28 protein-coding genes are annotated in these 17069 nt (G+C 62.8%); 18 read left to right on the top strand and 10 right to left on the bottom strand.

Going from position 1 to position 17069, the window contains the following annotated elements; all coding sequences use genetic code 11:
- The coding region (locus OXQ95_RS08140) for a hypothetical protein (protein ID WP_267381105.1) at window positions 1-779 on the top strand (779 nt) is incomplete at its 5' end.
- A 341-nt stretch (window positions 780-1120) separates the two neighbouring features.
- On the opposite strand, the gene OXQ95_RS08135 is transcribed toward OXQ95_RS08140, so the two are convergent.
- The 3 genes from OXQ95_RS08135 to OXQ95_RS08125 all read right to left on the bottom strand — a co-directional run bounded on the left by OXQ95_RS08135 (window position 1121) and on the right by OXQ95_RS08125 (window position 3377).
- Window positions 1121-1300, bottom strand: coding sequence for a hypothetical protein (locus OXQ95_RS08135; RefSeq protein WP_267381104.1), 180 nt, complete (start codon window positions 1298-1300; stop codon window positions 1121-1123).
- A gap of 103 nt (window positions 1301-1403) precedes the next feature.
- On the bottom strand, window positions 1404-2615 hold the full coding sequence (locus OXQ95_RS08130) for a S1/P1 nuclease (protein ID WP_267381103.1): 1212 nt from the start codon (window positions 2613-2615) through the stop codon (window positions 1404-1406).
- Window positions 2616-2939: 324 nt separating this feature from the next.
- The gene (locus OXQ95_RS08125; RefSeq protein WP_267381102.1) at window positions 2940-3377 is read right to left on the bottom strand and encodes an HIRAN domain-containing protein; all 438 of its coding nucleotides are present in this window, start codon (window positions 3375-3377) and stop codon (window positions 2940-2942) included.
- A 170-nt stretch (window positions 3378-3547) separates the two neighbouring features.
- Between OXQ95_RS08125 and OXQ95_RS08120 the strand changes: the two genes are divergently transcribed.
- The 5 genes from OXQ95_RS08120 to OXQ95_RS08100 all read left to right on the top strand — a co-directional run bounded on the left by OXQ95_RS08120 (window position 3548) and on the right by OXQ95_RS08100 (window position 6008).
- On the top strand, window positions 3548-3730 hold the full coding sequence (locus tag OXQ95_RS08120; protein ID WP_267381101.1) for a hypothetical protein: 183 nt from the start codon (window positions 3548-3550) through the stop codon (window positions 3728-3730).
- Between the two features lie 322 nt (window positions 3731-4052).
- Window positions 4053-4238 (top strand): hypothetical protein, encoded by a 186-nt coding sequence (locus OXQ95_RS08115; RefSeq protein ID WP_267381100.1) that lies wholly within the window; start codon window positions 4053-4055, stop codon window positions 4236-4238.
- 106 nt (window positions 4239-4344) lie between these two features.
- Window positions 4345-4983: an SOS response-associated peptidase family protein gene (locus OXQ95_RS08110; RefSeq protein ID WP_267381099.1), complete on the top strand. Its 639-nt coding sequence runs from the start codon at window positions 4345-4347 to the stop codon at window positions 4981-4983.
- Window positions 4980-5360, top strand: a complete 381-nt coding sequence (locus tag OXQ95_RS08105) for a hypothetical protein (RefSeq protein WP_267381098.1) — start codon at window positions 4980-4982, stop codon at window positions 5358-5360. Before OXQ95_RS08110 ends, OXQ95_RS08105 begins: the two co-directional genes overlap by 4 nt.
- A 63-nt stretch (window positions 5361-5423) precedes the next feature.
- Window positions 5424-6008 carry a glutathione S-transferase N-terminal domain-containing protein gene (locus OXQ95_RS08100; RefSeq protein WP_267381097.1) on the top strand — a complete coding sequence of 195 codons (585 nt, stop codon included), beginning with the start codon at window positions 5424-5426 and terminating at the stop codon, window positions 6006-6008.
- A 114-nt stretch (window positions 6009-6122) separates the two neighbouring features.
- On the opposite strand, the gene OXQ95_RS08095 is transcribed toward OXQ95_RS08100, so the two are convergent.
- Both OXQ95_RS08095 and OXQ95_RS08090 read right to left on the bottom strand, forming a co-directional pair.
- Entirely contained in the window at window positions 6123-6311 is a 189-nt protein-coding gene (locus tag OXQ95_RS08095) for a hypothetical protein (RefSeq protein ID WP_267381096.1), read from the bottom strand.
- A 77-nt stretch (window positions 6312-6388) separates the two neighbouring features.
- Entirely contained in the window at window positions 6389-6727 is a 339-nt protein-coding gene (locus tag OXQ95_RS08090) for a low affinity iron permease family protein (protein ID WP_267381095.1), read from the bottom strand.
- Between the two features lie 211 nt (window positions 6728-6938).
- Between OXQ95_RS08090 and OXQ95_RS08085 the strand changes: the two genes are divergently transcribed.
- Entirely contained in the window at window positions 6939-7775 is an 837-nt protein-coding gene (locus OXQ95_RS08085; RefSeq protein WP_267381094.1) for a flagellin, read from the top strand.
- Between the two features lie 482 nt (window positions 7776-8257).
- On the opposite strand, the gene OXQ95_RS08080 is transcribed toward OXQ95_RS08085, so the two are convergent.
- The gene (locus tag OXQ95_RS08080; RefSeq protein ID WP_267381093.1) at window positions 8258-8866 is read right to left on the bottom strand and encodes a hypothetical protein; all 609 of its coding nucleotides are present in this window, start codon (window positions 8864-8866) and stop codon (window positions 8258-8260) included.
- 35 nt (window positions 8867-8901) lie between these two features.
- On the opposite strand from OXQ95_RS08080, the gene OXQ95_RS08075 reads away from it, so the two are divergent.
- Window positions 8902-9066, top strand: coding sequence for a hypothetical protein (locus OXQ95_RS08075; RefSeq protein WP_267381092.1), 165 nt, complete (start codon window positions 8902-8904; stop codon window positions 9064-9066).
- A gap of 21 nt (window positions 9067-9087) precedes the next feature.
- Here the strand turns inward: OXQ95_RS08075 and OXQ95_RS08070 are convergent, their stop codons facing one another.
- The 3 genes from OXQ95_RS08070 to umuD form a co-directional block, all read right to left on the bottom strand.
- Window positions 9088-9612 carry a TspO/MBR family protein gene (locus OXQ95_RS08070; protein WP_267381091.1) on the bottom strand — a complete coding sequence of 175 codons (525 nt, stop codon included), beginning with the start codon at window positions 9610-9612 and terminating at the stop codon, window positions 9088-9090.
- 439 nt (window positions 9613-10051) lie between these two features.
- Window positions 10052-11320, bottom strand: coding sequence for a Y-family DNA polymerase (locus OXQ95_RS08065; protein WP_267381090.1), 1269 nt, complete (start codon window positions 11318-11320; stop codon window positions 10052-10054).
- The gene (umuD, locus tag OXQ95_RS08060; protein WP_267381089.1) at window positions 11317-11742 is read right to left on the bottom strand and encodes a translesion error-prone DNA polymerase V autoproteolytic subunit; all 426 of its coding nucleotides are present in this window, start codon (window positions 11740-11742) and stop codon (window positions 11317-11319) included. Before umuD ends, OXQ95_RS08065 begins: the two co-directional genes overlap by 4 nt.
- Window positions 11743-11857: 115 nt before the next feature.
- On the opposite strand from umuD, the gene OXQ95_RS08055 reads away from it, so the two are divergent.
- The 3 genes from OXQ95_RS08055 (at window position 11858) to OXQ95_RS08045 (ending at window position 14074) form a co-directional block, all read left to right on the top strand.
- Window positions 11858-12094 (top strand): hypothetical protein, encoded by a 237-nt coding sequence (locus OXQ95_RS08055; protein WP_267381088.1) that lies wholly within the window; start codon window positions 11858-11860, stop codon window positions 12092-12094.
- Window positions 12095-12449: 355 nt separating this feature from the next.
- Window positions 12450-13592, top strand: coding sequence for a transposase (locus OXQ95_RS08050; RefSeq protein WP_267381087.1), 1143 nt, complete (start codon window positions 12450-12452; stop codon window positions 13590-13592).
- 218 nt (window positions 13593-13810) lie between these two features.
- Window positions 13811-14074 (top strand): hypothetical protein, encoded by a 264-nt coding sequence (locus OXQ95_RS08045; protein WP_267381086.1) that lies wholly within the window; start codon window positions 13811-13813, stop codon window positions 14072-14074.
- On the opposite strand, the gene OXQ95_RS08040 is transcribed toward OXQ95_RS08045, so the two are convergent.
- Window positions 14058-14306 (bottom strand): helix-turn-helix transcriptional regulator, encoded by a 249-nt coding sequence (locus tag OXQ95_RS08040; RefSeq protein ID WP_267381085.1) that lies wholly within the window; start codon window positions 14304-14306, stop codon window positions 14058-14060. The genes OXQ95_RS08045 and OXQ95_RS08040 overlap by 17 nt on opposite strands.
- Before the next feature lie 135 nt (window positions 14307-14441).
- Here OXQ95_RS08040 and OXQ95_RS08035 point away from each other — a divergent pair, with 135 nt between their 5' ends.
- The 7 genes from OXQ95_RS08035 to OXQ95_RS08005 are packed head-to-tail and all read left to right on the top strand — an operon-like array spanning window position 14442 to window position 17021.
- Window positions 14442-14717, top strand: coding sequence for a hypothetical protein (locus OXQ95_RS08035; protein WP_267381084.1), 276 nt, complete (start codon window positions 14442-14444; stop codon window positions 14715-14717).
- A gap of 4 nt (window positions 14718-14721) precedes the next feature.
- Complete coding sequence (locus tag OXQ95_RS08030) at window positions 14722-15015, top strand: hypothetical protein (RefSeq protein WP_267381083.1); 294 nt, start codon at window positions 14722-14724, stop codon at window positions 15013-15015.
- A gap of 4 nt (window positions 15016-15019) precedes the next feature.
- Window positions 15020-15610, top strand: coding sequence for a hypothetical protein (locus OXQ95_RS08025; protein ID WP_267381082.1), 591 nt, complete (start codon window positions 15020-15022; stop codon window positions 15608-15610).
- 3 nt (window positions 15611-15613) lie between these two features.
- Window positions 15614-16258 carry a hypothetical protein gene (locus tag OXQ95_RS08020; RefSeq protein ID WP_267381081.1) on the top strand — a complete coding sequence of 215 codons (645 nt, stop codon included), beginning with the start codon at window positions 15614-15616 and terminating at the stop codon, window positions 16256-16258.
- Window position 16259: 1 nt separating this feature from the next.
- Window positions 16260-16520: a hypothetical protein gene (locus tag OXQ95_RS08015; RefSeq protein ID WP_267381080.1), complete on the top strand. Its 261-nt coding sequence runs from the start codon at window positions 16260-16262 to the stop codon at window positions 16518-16520.
- Window position 16521: 1 nt separating this feature from the next.
- The gene (locus tag OXQ95_RS08010; protein ID WP_267381079.1) at window positions 16522-16755 is read left to right on the top strand and encodes a hypothetical protein; all 234 of its coding nucleotides are present in this window, start codon (window positions 16522-16524) and stop codon (window positions 16753-16755) included.
- A complete protein-coding gene (locus OXQ95_RS08005; RefSeq protein WP_267381078.1) occupies window positions 16755-17021 on the top strand; it encodes a hypothetical protein in 267 nt (88 codons plus the stop codon). Before OXQ95_RS08010 ends, OXQ95_RS08005 begins: the two co-directional genes overlap by 1 nt.
- The last annotated feature ends 48 nt before the right edge of the window (window positions 17022-17069 follow it).

The raw sequence follows: 17069 nt of genomic DNA, 5'->3' as shown, positions 1-17069 counted from the left end.
GTGAGGTGGATCGTATCAATCCCGCGTATCGAGATGCGCGCAATGCTTATGCGGGCCCGGTGCAGGCGCGGGATGCCATGGGGCGTGGGCAGGACGCGTTTTCGTTGAACCCAAACGAGCTTGGCATTCAGGTCGCGGGCCAAACCCCGGAGCATCTATCGCAGATGCAGCTTGGGTATCGAAGCGCCCTTATGGATGCCGCTGACCGCCTGCGCTACAGCAGCAATCCGTTCGACGCTACGCTTGGCACGCCGGCCGCAGAGCAGCGTCTTGGGACGCTTTACCCGAATAATCCGGGTGTCTCAAACTTGCTGCGTCAGCGGGACCTCGAAAGCGGGATGCAGCAGACCACGAACGCCATCCTAGGCAATTCCCGGACCGCCCGTAATCAGATTGCAGATCAGGCATTTGCATCGAATCCGCTTATCGACGGCGCAATGCACGCTGGCACGGCAATGATCACCCACGGCGCGTCACTGCCCGCAACCGCGACTCGCTTTGCCGGCACCGGTATTCGCGACGCACTGAATTTTGGCATCGGCAGCCGTGCTGTTGCGAAGGCGGACGACATCGCCCCAATGCTCATGACGCCCGACCCAGCGAACGGGCTCGCCACGGTCCGCGACTTGTTGGATCGCGATCAGGCTTATCAAGCGTTTGTCGCTGCAACTCGACCCAAGCGCCTGGGCATGTTCGGCACGGCGTTTGGCAGCCAAGCGGCGACCGCACCGTTCACCTATTCGGCACCATCACCGTCCAGCCAACCGCCATTCCAGTGACAATCAGGACTATGATCGCAAACCAAAGCACTCGCTCGGTGCGGATGATCATTAGATCCGGCACGTAAAGCCCGCGCCAGTTTCTGCGGGCGACTCGCGTTCTCGGCCCAATCTTCCATGTGCGGTAGTTCCGCAGCGCAGGCTCCACAAGCGCGCGGAAAAGCGCGATGCCGATTGAAGTTGCGACGATAGATGCGATATTCACGGACTTGGAATACACCATGATGGTGATCCGCGCCACGGTATCGCTGACTAAGATTTATCGAGCAAATATGACGCGGCGGTGCTCGCATCAGGCATCATATCACTGGCCGCCGCTTGTCGGCGGCCAGTGATCATCACTATTGGTGCGACCCATAATGGTGGCTGCCAGTGCGGCTGGTATAGTGGCCGCCTTTATGGCTGGAGCCACCATAGCCACCCGAATAATGCCCGCCATGGCTACTGGTATGATCGCCACCGCCATAGTGCGGGCCGCCTCGCGCATCAGCTGCGCCAGCAAGCAGCGACACGGCTGCCATGATGATCAATGCCTTCATTTTTCTGTCCTCCCGTTCGACTCGGCTTTCGCCGGCCAACTGGGAGTGAGCCATTGTAAGCGTCCAATGACAAGCAGCTAACGGTTCATTCTGACACAAGACCGCTGCTGCGTTTCCTGATACATCCCCGGCGGAACCGCTGCCGGTCTTTACCATGCAACCTCTTGGCATCAGCCTCGGCGGAACATGCCAGTGACTCCGGTGTGCGTCCGGCTTGATGCTCCCGCGACATAGGCGCCGGTGCACTTGTCGGGCCTGCCGAAACGACGGTGCTTACTGGCACGGTGACATGGGCAAGGGCCGCGTTCAGCACGGCCGCCAGCCGCACGCCAGCCTTCTCAAGCTGAAGCGATGCAGCAGCTTCAGCCTTGGCCGCATATCCGTCGGGAAGCGCGATCGGGGCCACGTCGCTTTGACAACCAGGCGGCGAACCGATGGTGTAGGCCGTCGAGCGTGCGACCTGGAACGCCTCGTTCGCCCATGTCGCCGGATCATTACTCCGCCATTGTGTCCGCTCGGCTGGCGTGATCCGGGCGCGCAACGTGGCTGCCGCAGCTTCCGCATCCTTGCCAAGTGCGGCCTCTACGACTGCGGTATCCCAATAGGAATGAAGGTTCACAGTGCGGGTGCCGCCCAAGCTGATCAGCACGCAGTTGCCGCCACGGTCGTGGTTATCCGATGAATGAAGCGGCTGGTGCACATCGCCGACGAAATGAAGCAGGTATTTGAGTGCGAGCAGGCGTTCCGAGGGCGTCGTGGTCGGTGCGGACAGCTCTGCGGTGAACTCGCGGATCGTGTCGACGACGCAGTCCTTCGCAGGACCAGTGCTCGCAGGCTGATTCGGGGCAGGATGGTCGAAACATGCTGTGTCGACGCCGGCTGAGCCATCCAGTTCGGTGTCGACGAAATGCCACTGCGCGGTCTCGCGGTGGCCGGCGCTACGCCAGGCATCTGCCCAAGTGGCTCGCGAGACCATGTCGGGACCGGTCAGCGTGTCACTGTCGCTGGCGAGGATGGCATCGACCTTGGTGCGGACTTGCGGCGTCATATCCGCGCGAGCGATCGCCGCCACGATCTGATGGCCCTCGTATCCCCAGGCGAATGCAGGCGAGGCGAGCAAAATTGCCGAAGCGGCAATGGCGCGAGCAGGGAGATTGTGACGCATGCCGACGCATTGCCACGACGACGAGCGCGGTAAAAGAAGCCATGGCACAGCTCCGCGCCGATCCTCTCGCATGTGCGCCAGACCGGTTAAACGAAACTTTAGCCGCCTGTGCGAGTGCGGCGTGATGAGCATGCACGATCTTCGCGGCTTCAAGCCCGCTCCGCTTGCGATCGAGGAACGCCGGGACAGCCGCTCACCGCTCCACCTCCCGGCGTTCCTACTAAGCCCCGGGGGCATCCGTGAAGCCGTTCTGGTCACGGACATTTCCACGCTTGGATGCAAGATCGTGGGTGCCGCCCCGGTAAAAGTCGGCCGCTATCTCGGCCTTCATGTCCCAGGAATGGCGCACTACGCCGGTTGGGTCGCGTGGCAGTCACGCGAGGAATTCGGCTTGGACTTCAGCAACCCGCTACCCGCAGCCGTCGTTGATCACATAACGCGGCTGGGGCTCGCGGATCACGCTCCCCAAGCCGGTCCATCTTCGTCCGGATAGAAGGCATCTTCATCCATGACCGGCGTTCGTCGTGCAGGACACGGCCGGGCGGGCGGAAGCGCGCTTAGCGGAGCCGGCGGAAGTGTTGGCGCACCACCACCGAAGCGGATCCGGACATAGCCGGCGTCGCCATAGAGCCCCTGGAAAATGACCTCGTGTTCCTCGCCGCTGCGAATCCGGCCTCCGATCCAGCCGGCTCGTTCGGCTGACAGGTACCCGAGCTGCACGTTTCTGGCGCTCCAAACGCTGATGGCATTCGGATCATGCGGGTTCTTCGGCTCGAGCTGTAGCCGCACCGGCTCGCCCGGCGGGCAGAGCAGCAGTTCCATACGGCGATTGCTTTTCGACTTGTCGTCGTTGGCAAAGTCGATGCCGACGACGGTGAGTGTCAATTCCTGCATAGATCGAGCGGTAGCCTCTTGTCGCGCCCGTCGGAAGCCGGATGCTGTCGTGAACAGGCGGCACGACACGGTGTCGACGCCGTAGGTAGCGCCGACGCGTTATTGATACCGGAAGGGAAATTCTTGACTCAGGCTTCGTTGCGGCTGCGAATGAACCGGGGAGACCATCCATGAACCTAAAGAGCCTGCCGCCTGCTGTCCGCGCACTTGTTGAAGCGCTCAGCGAACCAGCGACCGAGGAAAAGTATGAGATCGTCGACGTCGAAGAGGATGGCGATACCGTCACCGTGACATTCAGCCGCGACATCGGCTTTGATGATGGCGAGCCCGGCGGCGACGACGACGACAGCTAAACAGGACAAGGGCCCCGCCAAGCTCGCAACGGGGTGATTAAAGGACCGCCTCGCTCTCGCCGATTGTCATCCGCCGCCAATCACGCCGGGGATGGACGAGTCGATTGTTCCGCGTCACGTTGCCCGCCACAGGAGTAAACGATGCCTATGACCCCCGATGAAGCCGAGCCCGGCATCCCGGAACCCGGCCCTGAGAAAGCCGCGGTCGAGGATCCCGAACGACAGGACGGTGCGTTCTGATCACCGTCCAGATCATGCGGTCAGCCATGCTTCTTTCCAACCGTAGCTCCGCAATTTGCCCCGATGGACGGCATCCACCGCAATGACCGAAGATCAGGAACGATGGGCCGAGGCGCTCGCGGTCATCAAGCAGCACGGCGACGAGGCGCCAATTCACGTTGCCGTTCGCGTGGGCGAAGTCGCGCGAGCTGGCGACCAGCTTGGGATCGATCGGTGGAAGGCGATCGCATACCGGCTGGACCAGTTGATGCAGGCGCAGATGCAATGACCCGGATCCGTCACGTGCTCCGACGCGTCGAGATGGGGATCGTTGCCATTCTCGTCGCAGGCAGCCTGCTAGGGCTTCTCGATGGCTTCGTGGGCCTGTTCCGCTGATGTGCAATCGTGCGCGAAATAGAGGCGAGCCGGAGACACTGTTCGAACGCTTCAGCGCGAATTGGGCCGAGGACGTCGTCCGGCCGAACGCCGATCCGGTCGAGCTATACCCCCGCTCCAAAGCCTATGTGGTTCGGACAGAGCGCGACCGACGTGTGCTTGATGTCATGTCTTGGGATGTGCTGGGCGGCCAGGCCGCGTGGCCGATGACCAACGTCCGCAATCTCGGCCTGCCGCAGTGGCGGCGTCTGTCGGCGCTGCCGGCGAACCGTTGCCTCATCCCACTCACCGAGTTTTGCGAATGGACGCCCGACAAGCATCAGGTCGGTGAGGGCAAGCCGGTCAAGGGAGAGATGTGGTTCGACGTCACTGACCAGTCAGTCTTCGCGGTAGCGGGCTTCTGGCAGCAGACGGCAAAGGGTGCTGGGTTCACGATGGTGACCTGCGATCCAAACGAACTAGTCGGGCCGATCCACCCCAAAGCCATGATCACCATCTTGAAGGAAGCCGACTGGGATCGATGGCTCGGCGGATCGTATGAAGAAGTGATCGGTTTACAGAAGCCCTACGACGCCTCGGCCATGACGGTCCGGGGGCCAGTCTTTCCGACCCGCGACCCGCAAAGGACCTTGCTGTGACCGACACCACGCCGATCGATCAGGATTTCGCTGGACTCCCGGATGCCGTGCGGGCCGAGATCGAAGGCGCACAGGGCGTCGGGCTTCATCATGCACCCGCACAAGGCGAGGATCCTGATCCGGCGGTTGCCGGCGCAGCCTTCCACCATCCAGAGACGGATACGGCCGGCACGACCTGGGAGCCGAACTGGGAGCCAATCGACACCTACGCGGAAGGCGACGTGGTGATGCTCGACGATGGCGAACGCAAGATTCTTGGTCGCCGCGAGATGGGCATGTGGATGGAACTGGCTGCCGGCGAGGAAGTGGCTCAGCCGGACTTCTTCCCCATGCTTTGGGCCGTCGCACCCGAGCAGGTGAAATATGATCTGATGTAGGCCGGGACGTCGATACGCTGACCAACCATAGACCCTCTGTGCAACCTCCAAGGTATTCCTATCATGAAGCTTTACTATTCGCCCGGCGCATGCAGCCTGTCAGACCACGTCGCTCTTCATGAGACTGGCCTGTCGTTCGATCACGAGAAGGTCGACCTGAAGACCAAGCAGACCGAAAGCGGTGCCGATTTCCTGGCCATCAATCCCAAGGGCTATGTGCCTGCGCTGACGCTCGACAGCGGCGAGACGCTTAGCGAGAACGTCGCGATCCTCGATTGGATCGCGCATCAGGATGGTGCGCTGAAGCCGAAGGGCGCGCTCGGGCACACGCACCTGCTCGAGGCGCTGGCGTTCATCTCGACCGAGATTCACAAGGCTTTCAAGCCCTTCTTCGCCGGTGCGAGCGACGAAGATAAGGACAAGGCCGGCCAGATGATCCTGAAGCGAATGGGTTATCTCGCTGACACGATGCAGGGCGACTATCTGTTCGGCGCCGACCTCAGTGCCGCTGACTGCTACTTGTTCGTGATGTTGCTGTGGGCACGCAAGAACGGGCTGGACGTGCCGACGAAGCTCGCCGCCCTTCGTGATCGCATGCTGGAGCGCCCTGCCGTGCAGAAGGCGATGAAGCACGAAGGACTGATCTGAACGGGGTTTCAGCTTGGGCGAGGCGGCTAGCGGATCGCCAGTCGCCCAGGCTGGTGCCGCCTTACCATCCCGGCCGAACGTTGCGGGGTCACAAGCTGAACCCCGCGCCGTCGTTCACATCGGCTTTGCGCCGGCCGATCCGCACTTCGCGAACTGACCCTTGGCGTTCTTGCAGCGGATCGGCTTGGCAGCGGCCTGCGGGCATTTGGCGAAGTGGCCCTTGGCGTCGCGGCAAGGAGCGGCAAACGCGGGGGTGGTCGCGATGGCGACCGACGCAGCAGCCAGAAGCAGATTGCGGATCATGTTCGTCTCCACGGCCGGTGAGTCGGCGATGTCAGGCTAGTCCGAGCACAGCCCGCGGTCGAGCGGCTGCATCAGCTTTACTCGTCCGAGTGTCGCTCTGCCCGTAAACGGTCGATCTCCTCCTCGGCCGCATGCTCGACGCCAGCGACTTCGTTGCGGGCACCCTGCATCGCAACGATCAACTCGTCGATCTTCAGGTGTAGCGCATTGTCCCGTCGGCGCTGTTGGTTCAGCACCATCTGCGTAAGCACGAAGCCGCCGATCGTCAGCGCGGATGCCAGACCGTCCTCGGTGCCGCCGACCACGAGCCAAACGACGCAGCCGACCAGCACGCCCAACTGAACCAGCGGGTTGGCCGCGAAGTCGGATGCCGCGGTGGAAATCGTGACCAATCGGTGGCGGAGTTCGTTCAGCATACCGGCTTCCAGCTCCACAGGGTGCTACCAGTTAGGCCAATCGCGCCAGGCCGGTGCGGCTTGCCCATTGGCATTATCATTCATGATCTCAATGCCGAAGCGGTCGGCAGAATCTTTCCGGCAGCGGCTAAAGTCTGCCGGCGGAGTGCCGTTTTTGCATACAGCGGCTCGGCTTCCGGTGGGATGCACGAGGCTGAAACGGAGATCCAACATGACTGTCATCGGCACCAACATCGCAGCACTGCGCGCCACCAACGCTTCGACGAGCGCCCAGATGGCCCTGTCCACGTCGATGCAGCGCCTGTCGACCGGCAAGCGCATCAACAGCGCGAAGGACGACGCCGCCGGCCTCGCCATCAGCGCGTCGATGACCGCACAGATCACGGGCATGAACCAAGGCATCCGCAACGCGAACGACGGCATCTCGATGGCGCAGACTGCGGAAGGCGCGCTGGACGAAGTCACGAACAACCTGCAACGGATGCGCGAACTGGCGGTGCAGAAGACCAATGGCACCTATTCGGCTAGCGACATCACCAACATCACAGCCGAGCAGAACGCGCTCGCCGCGCAGATCACCAACACGCTGACCAACACCCAGTTCAACGGCCAGAACCTGTTCACGGGCACCGCCGGCACGAGCGGGGCTGTGAATATCCAGGCCGGCGCGAACGCCTCCGATGCAATCTCGCTTAATCTCGGAAGCAACCTGAACACCGACAGCACGATGGCGGCGGTCGTCACCGACACGGCCGGCGTCGGCACCGCCAACGCGTCGGCCACGCTCGCCAATTTCGACTCGGCGATCGCCACGATCTCCAACCGCCGCGCGAACCTCGGCGCATCGCAGAACCAGCTCCAGTCGGCGGTCAACAACCTGACCAGCAATGCGACCAACCTGTCGGATGCGCGCAGCCGGATCGAGGACACCGATTTCTCCTCGGAGACGACCGCGCTCGCCAAGGCGCAGATCCTGAGCCAGGCCTCCACCGCGATGCTGAGCCAGGCCAACCAGAGCTCGCAAAGCGTCCTGAAGCTCCTGCAGTAATCCCAGGGATCTGATCCCGGCACCGCCCCCCCCATATGGGTGCCAGGATCGGACATCACGCGGCAACGCGTTGGCAGAATGCCCCCGGCAATGGTCTCGCCGGGGGCATTTTCATGTCAAATCTCGGAAAGTTTGGATTTGGCTTCAGCTATCTATCACCGGCGTTTCGTCAGGCCGTGGCTGGGAACGACGGGCGGTAAGCCACGCGTAACATTTTCGGTGTAGGGCGCCTATGTCAGGTCGGTGCCTCGCCCGCCGTAAACGGACAGCACGGGCGGGGCACTGGTCTGCTTGACCTCACGCCAAGATCAATCATCATGCAGGCGACCCTCCGGGTGTCGCAACGGGGTGGCCCGTGTCTCGTCACGAACGCGGGCCATTTGCGTGTTCTCAGTCGTCGACGGCCGCGCGTTTCAGCCGCGATGATGCTGAACAGATTAAGATGAAGAACTCATCATGCGTGAATTAAGCGCCCGGTCCTATCACCTCTTAGAATTCCAAAGTCGCATTGCTTTGTCATATGCGCGACGCAGACGATCCACATCTTCTGTTAGGTGCCCGACCTCTTCTTCATGGGCGGCATCGATCTGCCGCCGCTCCCGATCCAGAGCCTCTTGTCGCTTCCGCCATTGGCGGTCGTCGTCGTCGTGGCGTGATCGCGCCTCCTCGATCGCCTTTTCGGCCGCATCGAGCGCTGCGCGGTTCGGTAGGGGCGGGCGCGGTGGCTCCGCGGCCTTCGGCGTCACAGCCGACCGCGACCGCCGTCGTTGGTCGGATTCCTCATCTTGATCGTCGCGCGACCTCGCCCCTTCCCGCTTCGGCATCTTTGCCGCTTCCAACTGCTCGTCGGCCGTTCCACGCAGCTTCCTGATGACCACGCCAGGAGATGCTAGCGGCTCAGTCGTGAGCGCCTCGTCGGTGACGACTTCAGCGATACCACGCGCGAACAGATCTGCATCGCTCCCCCAGGCCTGGAGTGCCGCCTTCTGGCTCGATGCGGCGACATAGGCGTCGTGGAAACCGATCGGGGTGCGATAGACCTTCAGCTTGGGCACGCGCGGGACTTTCAAGCTGACGAGGTTGGAACGCAAGCGATCTGTTAACCCGTGACATCGAAGGCATCTGCATGACCAATTGCGACGAACTCATCGACGATCTGCACGCTAGCGTTCGGACCCATGTCCACCTGGCCGCGATCGCTGAGGCAGCCCCGGTGGCCGAGATGCACATCGATCTGGCGCTCTTTAATGAGATGCAGGCGCGCGTCGCCGAGGAGATTTGCGAAGATTGACGATGCTGGGCGCTTCAAACGCTACACGGGCTCGTCTGAGTGATTGCGGCGCCAGATCTCCTCCGACAGCAGCGTTGCAAAGCTCACCCACGCTACCAGCGGCATGCCAGTTCGCGCTGCGGTTTCGTCCACGCGACTGGCAGCAGCGACGTAGCCCATCGCGTTAGCGCCGAGCGCAGCCGATGCGATCGTTCCCCAACCCGGCGCACGGTTGCCGAAGAACACCTTGCTCCACCCGCCGACGCCGATCTGGTTCCCTGACCAAAGGGTCAGTGCCGTGGTTCGGGCAGGCGAGGGTTCAGCCCGGAGCAGCTTGTAGCCGCCATATGCCAGCGCCGCCTGGATGCCCGCCCATGCGATGCCGTAGGCAGGTGCGGGAGGCGTAAAGCCCGGCTTGTCGAGACGCTTATACCAGCGCCGCGTATTTGAATGGTCAGGTGTCGGACTTGAGCGGCGCCCTATCAGCGCGGCGGCTGTAACGGCTCCGATCGCCAACCCTGCCGCGAGCACCGGAGACATACCGCCTCGTTCGTCCAAATCAGCCATGCCGCAATCTCCTTCATCGCGACCAGCACCTCACCCGTGCTTTGGGTTCCGCGGCAGGCCAAATTGATCCGCCGGTGCTCGTCTCTACCTGCTGCTGGATGGTCGCATTCTTGCACGGGCCGGTGCTAGAACCGAGCAGTGGGAGCGAGACGGGTGACACAATGTGGCAAAGGCATTCTTGATGGCAGTCGACTGCGACGGCTGCAGCTACTCCAGCGTGATTGCGCTTGGATAGCGATAACGGTGCGGTGTTCATTGGCTCTGCCGCGGGCTGGCGCCACGAGACAATGAAGCGCCCGGCTGGCTTGTGGATCTACATGTTGCGCGGTGCAGCGATGATCATCGCCTCCGGGGTCTCGCTGCTGTTTCGACGACGGCGATGATAGTCGGCGTCGAGGAGAACCGCGGATCGGCAGCGCGTAGCGGACGCTGACATCACCTATCGTGCGATTACGACCGGCACCTCGTCCAGCCGCGTTGTCCATGCCGGCGACTTGTTCTCGGATCGCGCCTTCCAGCCCCGCTTGAAGCCCTGCACCGCAGGAACAGCGGAGAACGTGCCGAAACGGTCGTTGACTGCATCTAGCGCTGTCATCAGCCGCTCGCGCCTAGCCACATCGCCTTCGAAAAGCGTGCGGGGCCGGAGATCCGCCGCGATCAGATCGTCGAGCAGGATCCCCGCCTTGCTGAACTCGTACCCGTCCCGCCAGGATGCTTCGACGCCGCGGCGGGCAGCCGCCAGCAGCTCCAGCGAATCGGCTGTCATGGGTTGCAACGATACCCGTCTCGCCGCGCTGTATTGCGGGCGATCACGCTTGTGCTTGTTGGTGTGGAAGAACACCGTCAGCTGCCCGGCCACGAGCCCGTGCGATCGCAGCTTCTCGCCGGCCCGCATCGCATATTGCGCGACCGCACCCATCAGCGCCTCCATATCGCGGATGTAGGTGCCGAACGACCGGGTGACGGCCATGCCCTTGCGCTGTGGCTCCACCATCTCGACCGCGCTCGCCGGCACACCCTGAAGCTCGGCTACGAGGCGCTCGAGCACCACGGTGCCGACGCCGCGTGCCTGCTTCATCTGCATGTCGCGCAGGTGACCCGCCGTCGTCACGCCGAGTGTCGCGAGCTTGCCGGCGGTAGCGCGTCCTACGCCCCACACGTCGCCGACGGGAAAGCGGTCGAGAACCCAGTTCCGCATCACGTCCTCGCGCAGATCCGCCACGCCGTCGAACAGCGGGTTCTTCTTCGCCGCCGCGTTCGCGAGTTTCGCCAGCGTTTTCGTCGGGCCGATGCCGACGCAGGTGGGGATCGTGGTCCAGCGCCGGACCTGATCCCGCATCCCGTTGGCATGGTTCACCAGATCGCGATCGGCGAAGGCGGTCAGGTCGACGAAGCTCTCGTCGATGCTGTAGATCTCCACCTCGCTCGCGAAGTCCTCCACCGCAGCAAGCACACGGCGCTGCATGTCGCCGTAAAGGGTGTAGTTGCTGCTCATGACCCGCATACCGTGCCGATCAAGCCGATCGCGGATCAGGTGGATGGGATCGCCCATCTTCACGCCGAGCGCCTTGGCCTCCGCTGACCGAGCGATGGCGCACCCGTCGTTGTTACTGGCGACCACCACCGGCACACCGACCAGCGCGGCATCGAACGCGCGCTCGCAGCTGACATAGTAGTTGTTGCAGTCGATCAGCGCGATCGCACTCATGCCCGGTATCTACGCGCCAAGCCGACCACCACGCCCCAGATCTCGACATGCTCGTCCACAATGATCGCGGGGAACCCGTCCGCTTCCGGCACGAGCCACATCCGATCACCGCGGCGGCGGAGGCGCTTCATCGTGCGGTCGCCATGGACAAGCGCCACCACGATGTCGCCGGACCTTGCTTCGACCGCCCGGCTGACGACGACCAGATCGCCGTCTGCGACACCAGCCCCAACCATCGACTGCCCCGACACGCGCATCACGTAGCTGGCGGCCGGATGATCTATGAGCCACGAGCCCAGGTCGATCGGCTCTTCCATGTCGTCCTGGGCGGGGGAGGGGAAGCCAGCCGGTGTCCTGCACGTGAGGAAGCGCACCTCGGAGGGGACGACCTCGAACGGAACGTCGTGGAGAATCAGTGACATTCGAATGGCCTCTCGTCGTGACCCCTAGCTAAGCCGGCAAGCGGTCGTTCCGCAAGAACATTGCGAGAACATCGGTTGCGTGCGATGGCTTGGTGCGCAAACTGAGGAGCCTGTGATGACCGATTCTGACAACGACGTAGCTGCTCCCCATGTAGCATTCGGCCGGTGGCTGCTCGCCCAGCGCGATCGGGGAGATTGGGTCGATGGGATCGCTGACGCCGCCAGAGCAGACCGCAACTTCCCCAAGGAGGGTGACCCTGAAGCCGTTCGCAAGCACCTGCGCGGTCAGCAGGCCGATGGTGATGCTTTCGCGGCTGTTGATGACGCCGAGAATGACTGGATGGCGATCTGAGATCCTGATTTGATCGCAGCCGTCCAGGCTGTCGGCAATTCAGCCAATCGTAACGAGAACACCGTCTTAATCGGTGTGCAGATACGTTGCTCCAATGACGGCGCCCTTTCTGCCAGCGACTTTCAGCCTTGATCGGGCACACCCGCTTGGCCGCGTGCGCCGTCTTGACGTTACTCTAATCACCCGCCCGCCATGTCCGCAGTGCGGACTGCACGGTCGGATCCACAGCCGCGGTTTCCTCCATGGCGATCCGTGGCTCGTCCGCGATTTGCCTCACGGCGCACCTGTAGAACTGCATGTGCGCCGACGGCGATACGAGTGCGCGGTCTGCAAAAGCCGGCCCGGCGGCCCTACGGTGCAGACGTTCACCGAGCGCGGGCCTGACACGCATCCCCGCTATGACATGACAAACCGGCTCTACGATCACGTTGTCGGGCTTCTGCCGCGCGAGCCTTTGAAGGACATTGCCTTTCGGACCGGTGTTCCGGCCGGAACGCTCTGGCAGATGGCTATCGAATTGAGCCAGCGCCTTGATCGCGGGCATCGATTTCCGACGCCTGCCGTGCTCGCCATGGATGGCATCAAACTTCGCCACATCGAATATATGGTCGTTGCGGACGGGCTTACCGGGCAGCCAATCGGGCTCATCAAATCCATGCAGGCGGAGCCGGTCCGCGCGTGGGTCGAGGACCGCCTCAACGTTCCCTCAGTGAAGACGTTCGTTGCCGATCTCCATTGCACCAATACCAGCGTTGCGCGGCTGAAGCTGCCGAATGCCCTGTATGTTGCCGACAAGTGGCATGTGGTTCAGCGCTTTCAGAAGGTGCTGTCACAGGTCATCAACCAGGAAATCGACCGGTTGCGGAAGTCGGGGAACGCGGCGGCGGCCAGCACGATCTACGATTTCAAACCCGGTCTGATGGCAGTGAACAAGAAGCTGCGACGCAGTCGGCGGATAGCCAAGGGTGGCGCTCACACGCTGAATTTCTACGATGACCTTCTGCCGATCCTCAAATCGCAGCCTCGCATACGGCGTGCGTTCTGGGCGCGCTACGATTTCATTCGGTTCTATCAGGCACCAAGCCTCCAGCATGCGCTTCCCTGGCTCGCTCAGTTCCGCCGCCATACGGAAGGGTTCGCCGGGTTGAAAAGCTACAAGACGTTCATGGCTCACCTCGACTCGAACTGGGATCTGATCGTCAACTATTTCCCGACGGTTACGCTGCGCTCCGATGGGCGGTGGCGCGGGGTAACCACTAACGCGCTCGAACAGCACAACGGCCTGATCAGGAAGCGCGTGCGTGCTCGCAACGGGGTGCAGAATATGGATCTGCTGCGCCTCATCAGCGTCTATGGCAGCCGCCGGATCGGCCAAGACATACTGTTGTGCGCAAACGCAGCGTGCGATGTGGCGATCGGTCCTGTTTATGGCCCACCGGCTTCATGGGAGATGCGGGCAGCAGCAGGGGTGCATTGGCGCTGCCCCGCCTGCCGTTAACCATTTACCCCACAGCGGGGTCGCGCGCGCGGGGGGCTGCTCCCACCGTAGCACTGTGGGGTAGACGGTTAACAAGAAGCTCTCCGTTCGCATCTGCAATGACGGATATGGACGCTGCCAGAGCCGGGTGTCAGCCACCAGGCTTATGGCCTGCAACAGCAAGAATATTGAGGAGGAAAGGTGGTGGTTGGTAACCACTGAAGAAAGGAAAAATAGAGATGAGCAATCCAGTAGATTGGCGTGCGAAGCCCCGCACGACGAAGCCGAATGCCAGGCAGAAGCGGAACGGTCTGTTCCTTGATGCGCATCCGATCTGTCAGCACTGCGGACAGGAGAAAGCCGACGAGGCGCATCATCTGATGAGCCACGGACATCCTGATCGGTATGACTGGAAACACATGCGCGCGCTGTGCGCACCCTGCCACGTCGAGGTTCACCGTCCGACGGTGACCATCTCGATCGTAGTCACTCCGGAAAAGTAGGAGCTATCCGGACGCCTTCACCGCCTTCTAGCGACATGTCGCCAGCAGCGATGAAGGCGATCCCGGCCGCCATCAACGTTGAGTGGATCGCGCCGAGCGTGGCCCACGTTACCGATTGGCCGCTTTCGAAGCGCTTCACCGTCGCAATTCCGACCTTTGCCCGCTTTGCGAGTTCGACCGCAGACATCCCCGCCAGGATGCGAGCGGCGCGGCATTGGTCATGAGTAATCATCTGATGCTCATAGCATCGGCGAACGCTTGCGAACCACCACGAACAGTGATACCGATAGCATCAGTCAGCAGCCGGACATGGAGATTGAGCCCTCCACGCCCGGCCTGACCACAACCGTCTGTTGAGGAGACGACAATGGCTATGCAGACCCTACCAGCCGACGTGCGCCCGGCCAAGATCGCACACACCTCGTCGAGCATGAGCGAATCCACAGCCCTAGCGGTCGAGATGGCGCGCTTGCACCTCCGTACGGGCAATCCCGGCGCCTACGCCCGCGCCTTGGCCGGCGTGCACCGCGCATCGACCACGCGCCAGCAGGACAGCATCGAAGCAGTGATCGCTGCGGATGGCTGCGAGCGCCTGTTCACCACGCATGCCGTCAACGGCTGCCTCATGGCGCGGGAGGGCTGAACCGATGGCCAATATCGTATCTGCATCTTTCGCCACATTACTGACCCGCTTCCGACGGCAGTGTGAAGACCTTGAAGCCGCCGAGGATGAGCGCGACGTCGATCTGCTCGCCAACGCCAGCCAAGAGACGCTGGTCGAGCTGTCCCGCACTCGCGCGGCAACCGCTGCCGACATGGCCGCCAAGATAACGGCGGTGCTCGATCGTCAAGGAGACTTCGGCGTCGTGCCGCTCTCCTTCGTCCGTGAGATGCTGCTGGACGCGAATGCGCTTGCGGCAAACGTTGCTCAGGAGGGCTGATCCTATGGCCATCACCAAAACCCGCCGCTCGTTCCTTGGCGCTGCTATGGCCCTGCCAGCCGTCGCCATTGTTGCCCCGGCGCTCGCCACGAAGCCCGTTGCCAATACCGCCGAATGGGATCGGTTGTGCGCCATGCTCCAGGAGGCGCGGGATGCATACTTGTCGGTTTCGGCGGAACATAGCCGGTGCGAGACGCGGAAGTTTGCAGCGTTGGCGGCAATGCGTCCCGTGCCGAGCGAGCCCGAGGCCGATGCCTTTGATATGGACGAACCGCTGGCCGCGTACATCGCGCGAACGAAGACGCCCGAAAATCAGGCTGCGTGGCAGCAATACGAGGAAGCGAAGAAGGCTTGGAACGACGAGCGGGCCGCCGTCGCTGCCGGTGTCATGGGGGGCGCCGATCAACGTTGGGAAGCGGCGATCGAGCGGCGGGACAAGGCGATGGCCGCTATTTGGGACTATCCCGCCACCAGCCTTTCGATGCTGCGCGCCAAAACGGAATTGCTGGCGCGGGAATACGATGGCCAATTCGAAGAACGCGAGATTGCCGCGCTGGTCGCCGACATTCGCCGCCTTGCCGATCGGGAGGGCTGAGCCATGCAGACCGAAACTACCCGCCGCGCGCTCCTCGGGGGCGCTGGTTTAGCCGTTGCAATCGCCGCTACTCCCGTCGCCGCTGCCGGCCTGACCGGTGGCCTTGGACGCAGTGCCATGCGGCCCGAGTTTGTCGCGGCTCACTCCGCCATCGCGACGGCGGAAGCTGAGATGCAAGCGCATCATCCGACGTTCGACGCAGCCCGCGAACGCTACCTAGTGGCTTTGGAGGCTGTCCCACACGTCAAGTTTTACCATGGCGCCGGCTTGGACGGATCGGGCATCGGCACCCTCTACACGACCGCCGACGAGTCCATGACGCGTGTGTGCGCGAATCTCGTGGACACGTATGGTCGGGCTACGAGCCCGCATGTTCGAAAGCTGGTGGCTGCGAAGACGTGGCGCGATCGCAAGATCGAACGCCTATCGCGCCAGACGGGCATGGACGCGGCATACGATCGCGACGGTGAGCTAGGCAACGCTGTGACCGCTGCCGAGGATCGGTTTGCCGGCATGCGGCCCATGTCGATCGCCGAGCTGCGTTTAATGCTCCAGACGGCCAACGATCGGGACATGTGGGCCAATACCGGCGTGCCCCAGCTTCTTTCGGCAGACGTGTTGCGTCTTACCAGCCCGGAGGGCCTCTAACATGGGCGCTGACATGCAAATCGCCCGGCGCTTCCTCGCAGCCGGGGGTCGCTTCATCGTCACCCCCGATGGCAAGCCCGGCTTCGGGATGGATATGGCGCCGCTTGTGTCGCCAAAGACGCCTGAGCGGGAACGTCGCCGCCTCAAACGCATCGCCCGCGCTGCGTGCAATTTGGTCGAGAGGCGTGACGTCCAAGTCGTGGCCATGGTTCGGCAGGCGGGCACCCCGTTTGGCGCTTGGATCGTCTGGGAGGGCTGCTGACATGGCGACGCAGCTTCACGCACCGAGCACGTTCGACCCCGCAGCCTGGCTGTCGTCGCTGGTGAATATCGGCGGCGGCTACGCCCTCGCATCCGGCCGCAAGCTCTGGCTGGTGGTGGAGCATTGCCCGGCAGACGAGCTCACCGACGTCATGGCCCAGGTCGTTGGCCACCCCGGCCGGATCGAGGCGGTGCGCACCACCATCGAGCGCCGGCAGAACGGGGAGGCGATGTGATGGGCCAGCTGTCCGCACCATCGCCGTTCCCGCGCCGCGCACCAAAGCCGTGGCCGCGGTCATGTCAGCGGCGATGGGCGCGCCCGAACCACGGCGCGTCGGCGGTGCATCTGCTGACGATGATACCATCGCTGCCCCGCCCGCTGCTTGCTCGGCTCACCACAAGCATGATCGACCGGATGGACGCGATCGACGGTGATCCAGACCTCGAGTCGCTGCGTGACGACGACGAAGACACTGCCGATCAGGAGAATGTCCACGACTAGCCCCCACGCGCAGCATGCGCGGCCAACACCCGCACAAGCCTATATGCC

The sequence above is a fragment of the Sphingomonas sp. GC_Shp_6 genome, from assembly GCF_026540835.1.
In the GTDB taxonomy this organism is placed as follows: domain Bacteria; phylum Pseudomonadota; class Alphaproteobacteria; order Sphingomonadales; family Sphingomonadaceae; genus Sphingomonas.
The sequence above is the reverse complement of the archived record's forward strand: the minus strand, read 5'-3'. Positions and strand labels throughout refer to the sequence as shown.

Excerpts from the sequence above, each read along its gene's own strand:
- OXQ95_RS08135 (WP_267381104.1), bottom strand. The coding sequence starts at position 1,300 with ATGGCAGCCGTGTCGCTGCTTGCTGGCGCAGCTGATGCGCGAGGCGGC.
- OXQ95_RS08130 (WP_267381103.1), bottom strand. The coding sequence starts at position 2,615 with ATGCTCATCACGCCGCACTCGCACAGGCGGCTAAAGTTTCGTTTAACC.
- OXQ95_RS08125 (WP_267381102.1), bottom strand. The coding sequence starts at position 3,377 with ATGCAGGAATTGACACTCACCGTCGTCGGCATCGACTTTGCCAACGAC.
- OXQ95_RS08120 (WP_267381101.1), top strand. The coding sequence starts at position 3,548 with ATGAACCTAAAGAGCCTGCCGCCTGCTGTCCGCGCACTTGTTGAAGCG.
- OXQ95_RS08115 (WP_267381100.1), top strand. The coding sequence starts at position 4,053 with ATGACCGAAGATCAGGAACGATGGGCCGAGGCGCTCGCGGTCATCAAG.
- OXQ95_RS08110 (WP_267381099.1), top strand. The coding sequence starts at position 4,345 with ATGTGCAATCGTGCGCGAAATAGAGGCGAGCCGGAGACACTGTTCGAA.
- OXQ95_RS08100 (WP_267381097.1), top strand. The coding sequence starts at position 5,424 with ATGAAGCTTTACTATTCGCCCGGCGCATGCAGCCTGTCAGACCACGTC.
- OXQ95_RS08095 (WP_267381096.1), bottom strand. The coding sequence starts at position 6,311 with ATGATCCGCAATCTGCTTCTGGCTGCTGCGTCGGTCGCCATCGCGACC.
- OXQ95_RS08090 (WP_267381095.1), bottom strand. The coding sequence starts at position 6,727 with ATGCTGAACGAACTCCGCCACCGATTGGTCACGATTTCCACCGCGGCA.
- OXQ95_RS08085 (WP_267381094.1), top strand. The coding sequence starts at position 6,939 with ATGACTGTCATCGGCACCAACATCGCAGCACTGCGCGCCACCAACGCT.
- OXQ95_RS08075 (WP_267381092.1), top strand. The coding sequence starts at position 8,902 with ATGACCAATTGCGACGAACTCATCGACGATCTGCACGCTAGCGTTCGG.
- OXQ95_RS08070 (WP_267381091.1), bottom strand. The coding sequence starts at position 9,612 with ATGGCTGATTTGGACGAACGAGGCGGTATGTCTCCGGTGCTCGCGGCA.
- OXQ95_RS08065 (WP_267381090.1), bottom strand. The coding sequence starts at position 11,320 with ATGAGTGCGATCGCGCTGATCGACTGCAACAACTACTATGTCAGCTGC.
- umuD (WP_267381089.1), bottom strand. The coding sequence starts at position 11,742 with ATGTCACTGATTCTCCACGACGTTCCGTTCGAGGTCGTCCCCTCCGAG.
- OXQ95_RS08055 (WP_267381088.1), top strand. The coding sequence starts at position 11,858 with ATGACCGATTCTGACAACGACGTAGCTGCTCCCCATGTAGCATTCGGC.
- OXQ95_RS08045 (WP_267381086.1), top strand. The coding sequence starts at position 13,811 with ATGAGCAATCCAGTAGATTGGCGTGCGAAGCCCCGCACGACGAAGCCG.
- OXQ95_RS08040 (WP_267381085.1), bottom strand. The coding sequence starts at position 14,306 with ATGATTACTCATGACCAATGCCGCGCCGCTCGCATCCTGGCGGGGATG.
- OXQ95_RS08035 (WP_267381084.1), top strand. The coding sequence starts at position 14,442 with ATGGCTATGCAGACCCTACCAGCCGACGTGCGCCCGGCCAAGATCGCA.
- OXQ95_RS08030 (WP_267381083.1), top strand. The coding sequence starts at position 14,722 with ATGGCCAATATCGTATCTGCATCTTTCGCCACATTACTGACCCGCTTC.
- OXQ95_RS08025 (WP_267381082.1), top strand. The coding sequence starts at position 15,020 with ATGGCCATCACCAAAACCCGCCGCTCGTTCCTTGGCGCTGCTATGGCC.
- OXQ95_RS08020 (WP_267381081.1), top strand. The coding sequence starts at position 15,614 with ATGCAGACCGAAACTACCCGCCGCGCGCTCCTCGGGGGCGCTGGTTTA.
- OXQ95_RS08015 (WP_267381080.1), top strand. The coding sequence starts at position 16,260 with ATGGGCGCTGACATGCAAATCGCCCGGCGCTTCCTCGCAGCCGGGGGT.
- OXQ95_RS08010 (WP_267381079.1), top strand. The coding sequence starts at position 16,522 with ATGGCGACGCAGCTTCACGCACCGAGCACGTTCGACCCCGCAGCCTGG.
- OXQ95_RS08005 (WP_267381078.1), top strand. The coding sequence starts at position 16,755 with ATGGGCCAGCTGTCCGCACCATCGCCGTTCCCGCGCCGCGCACCAAAG.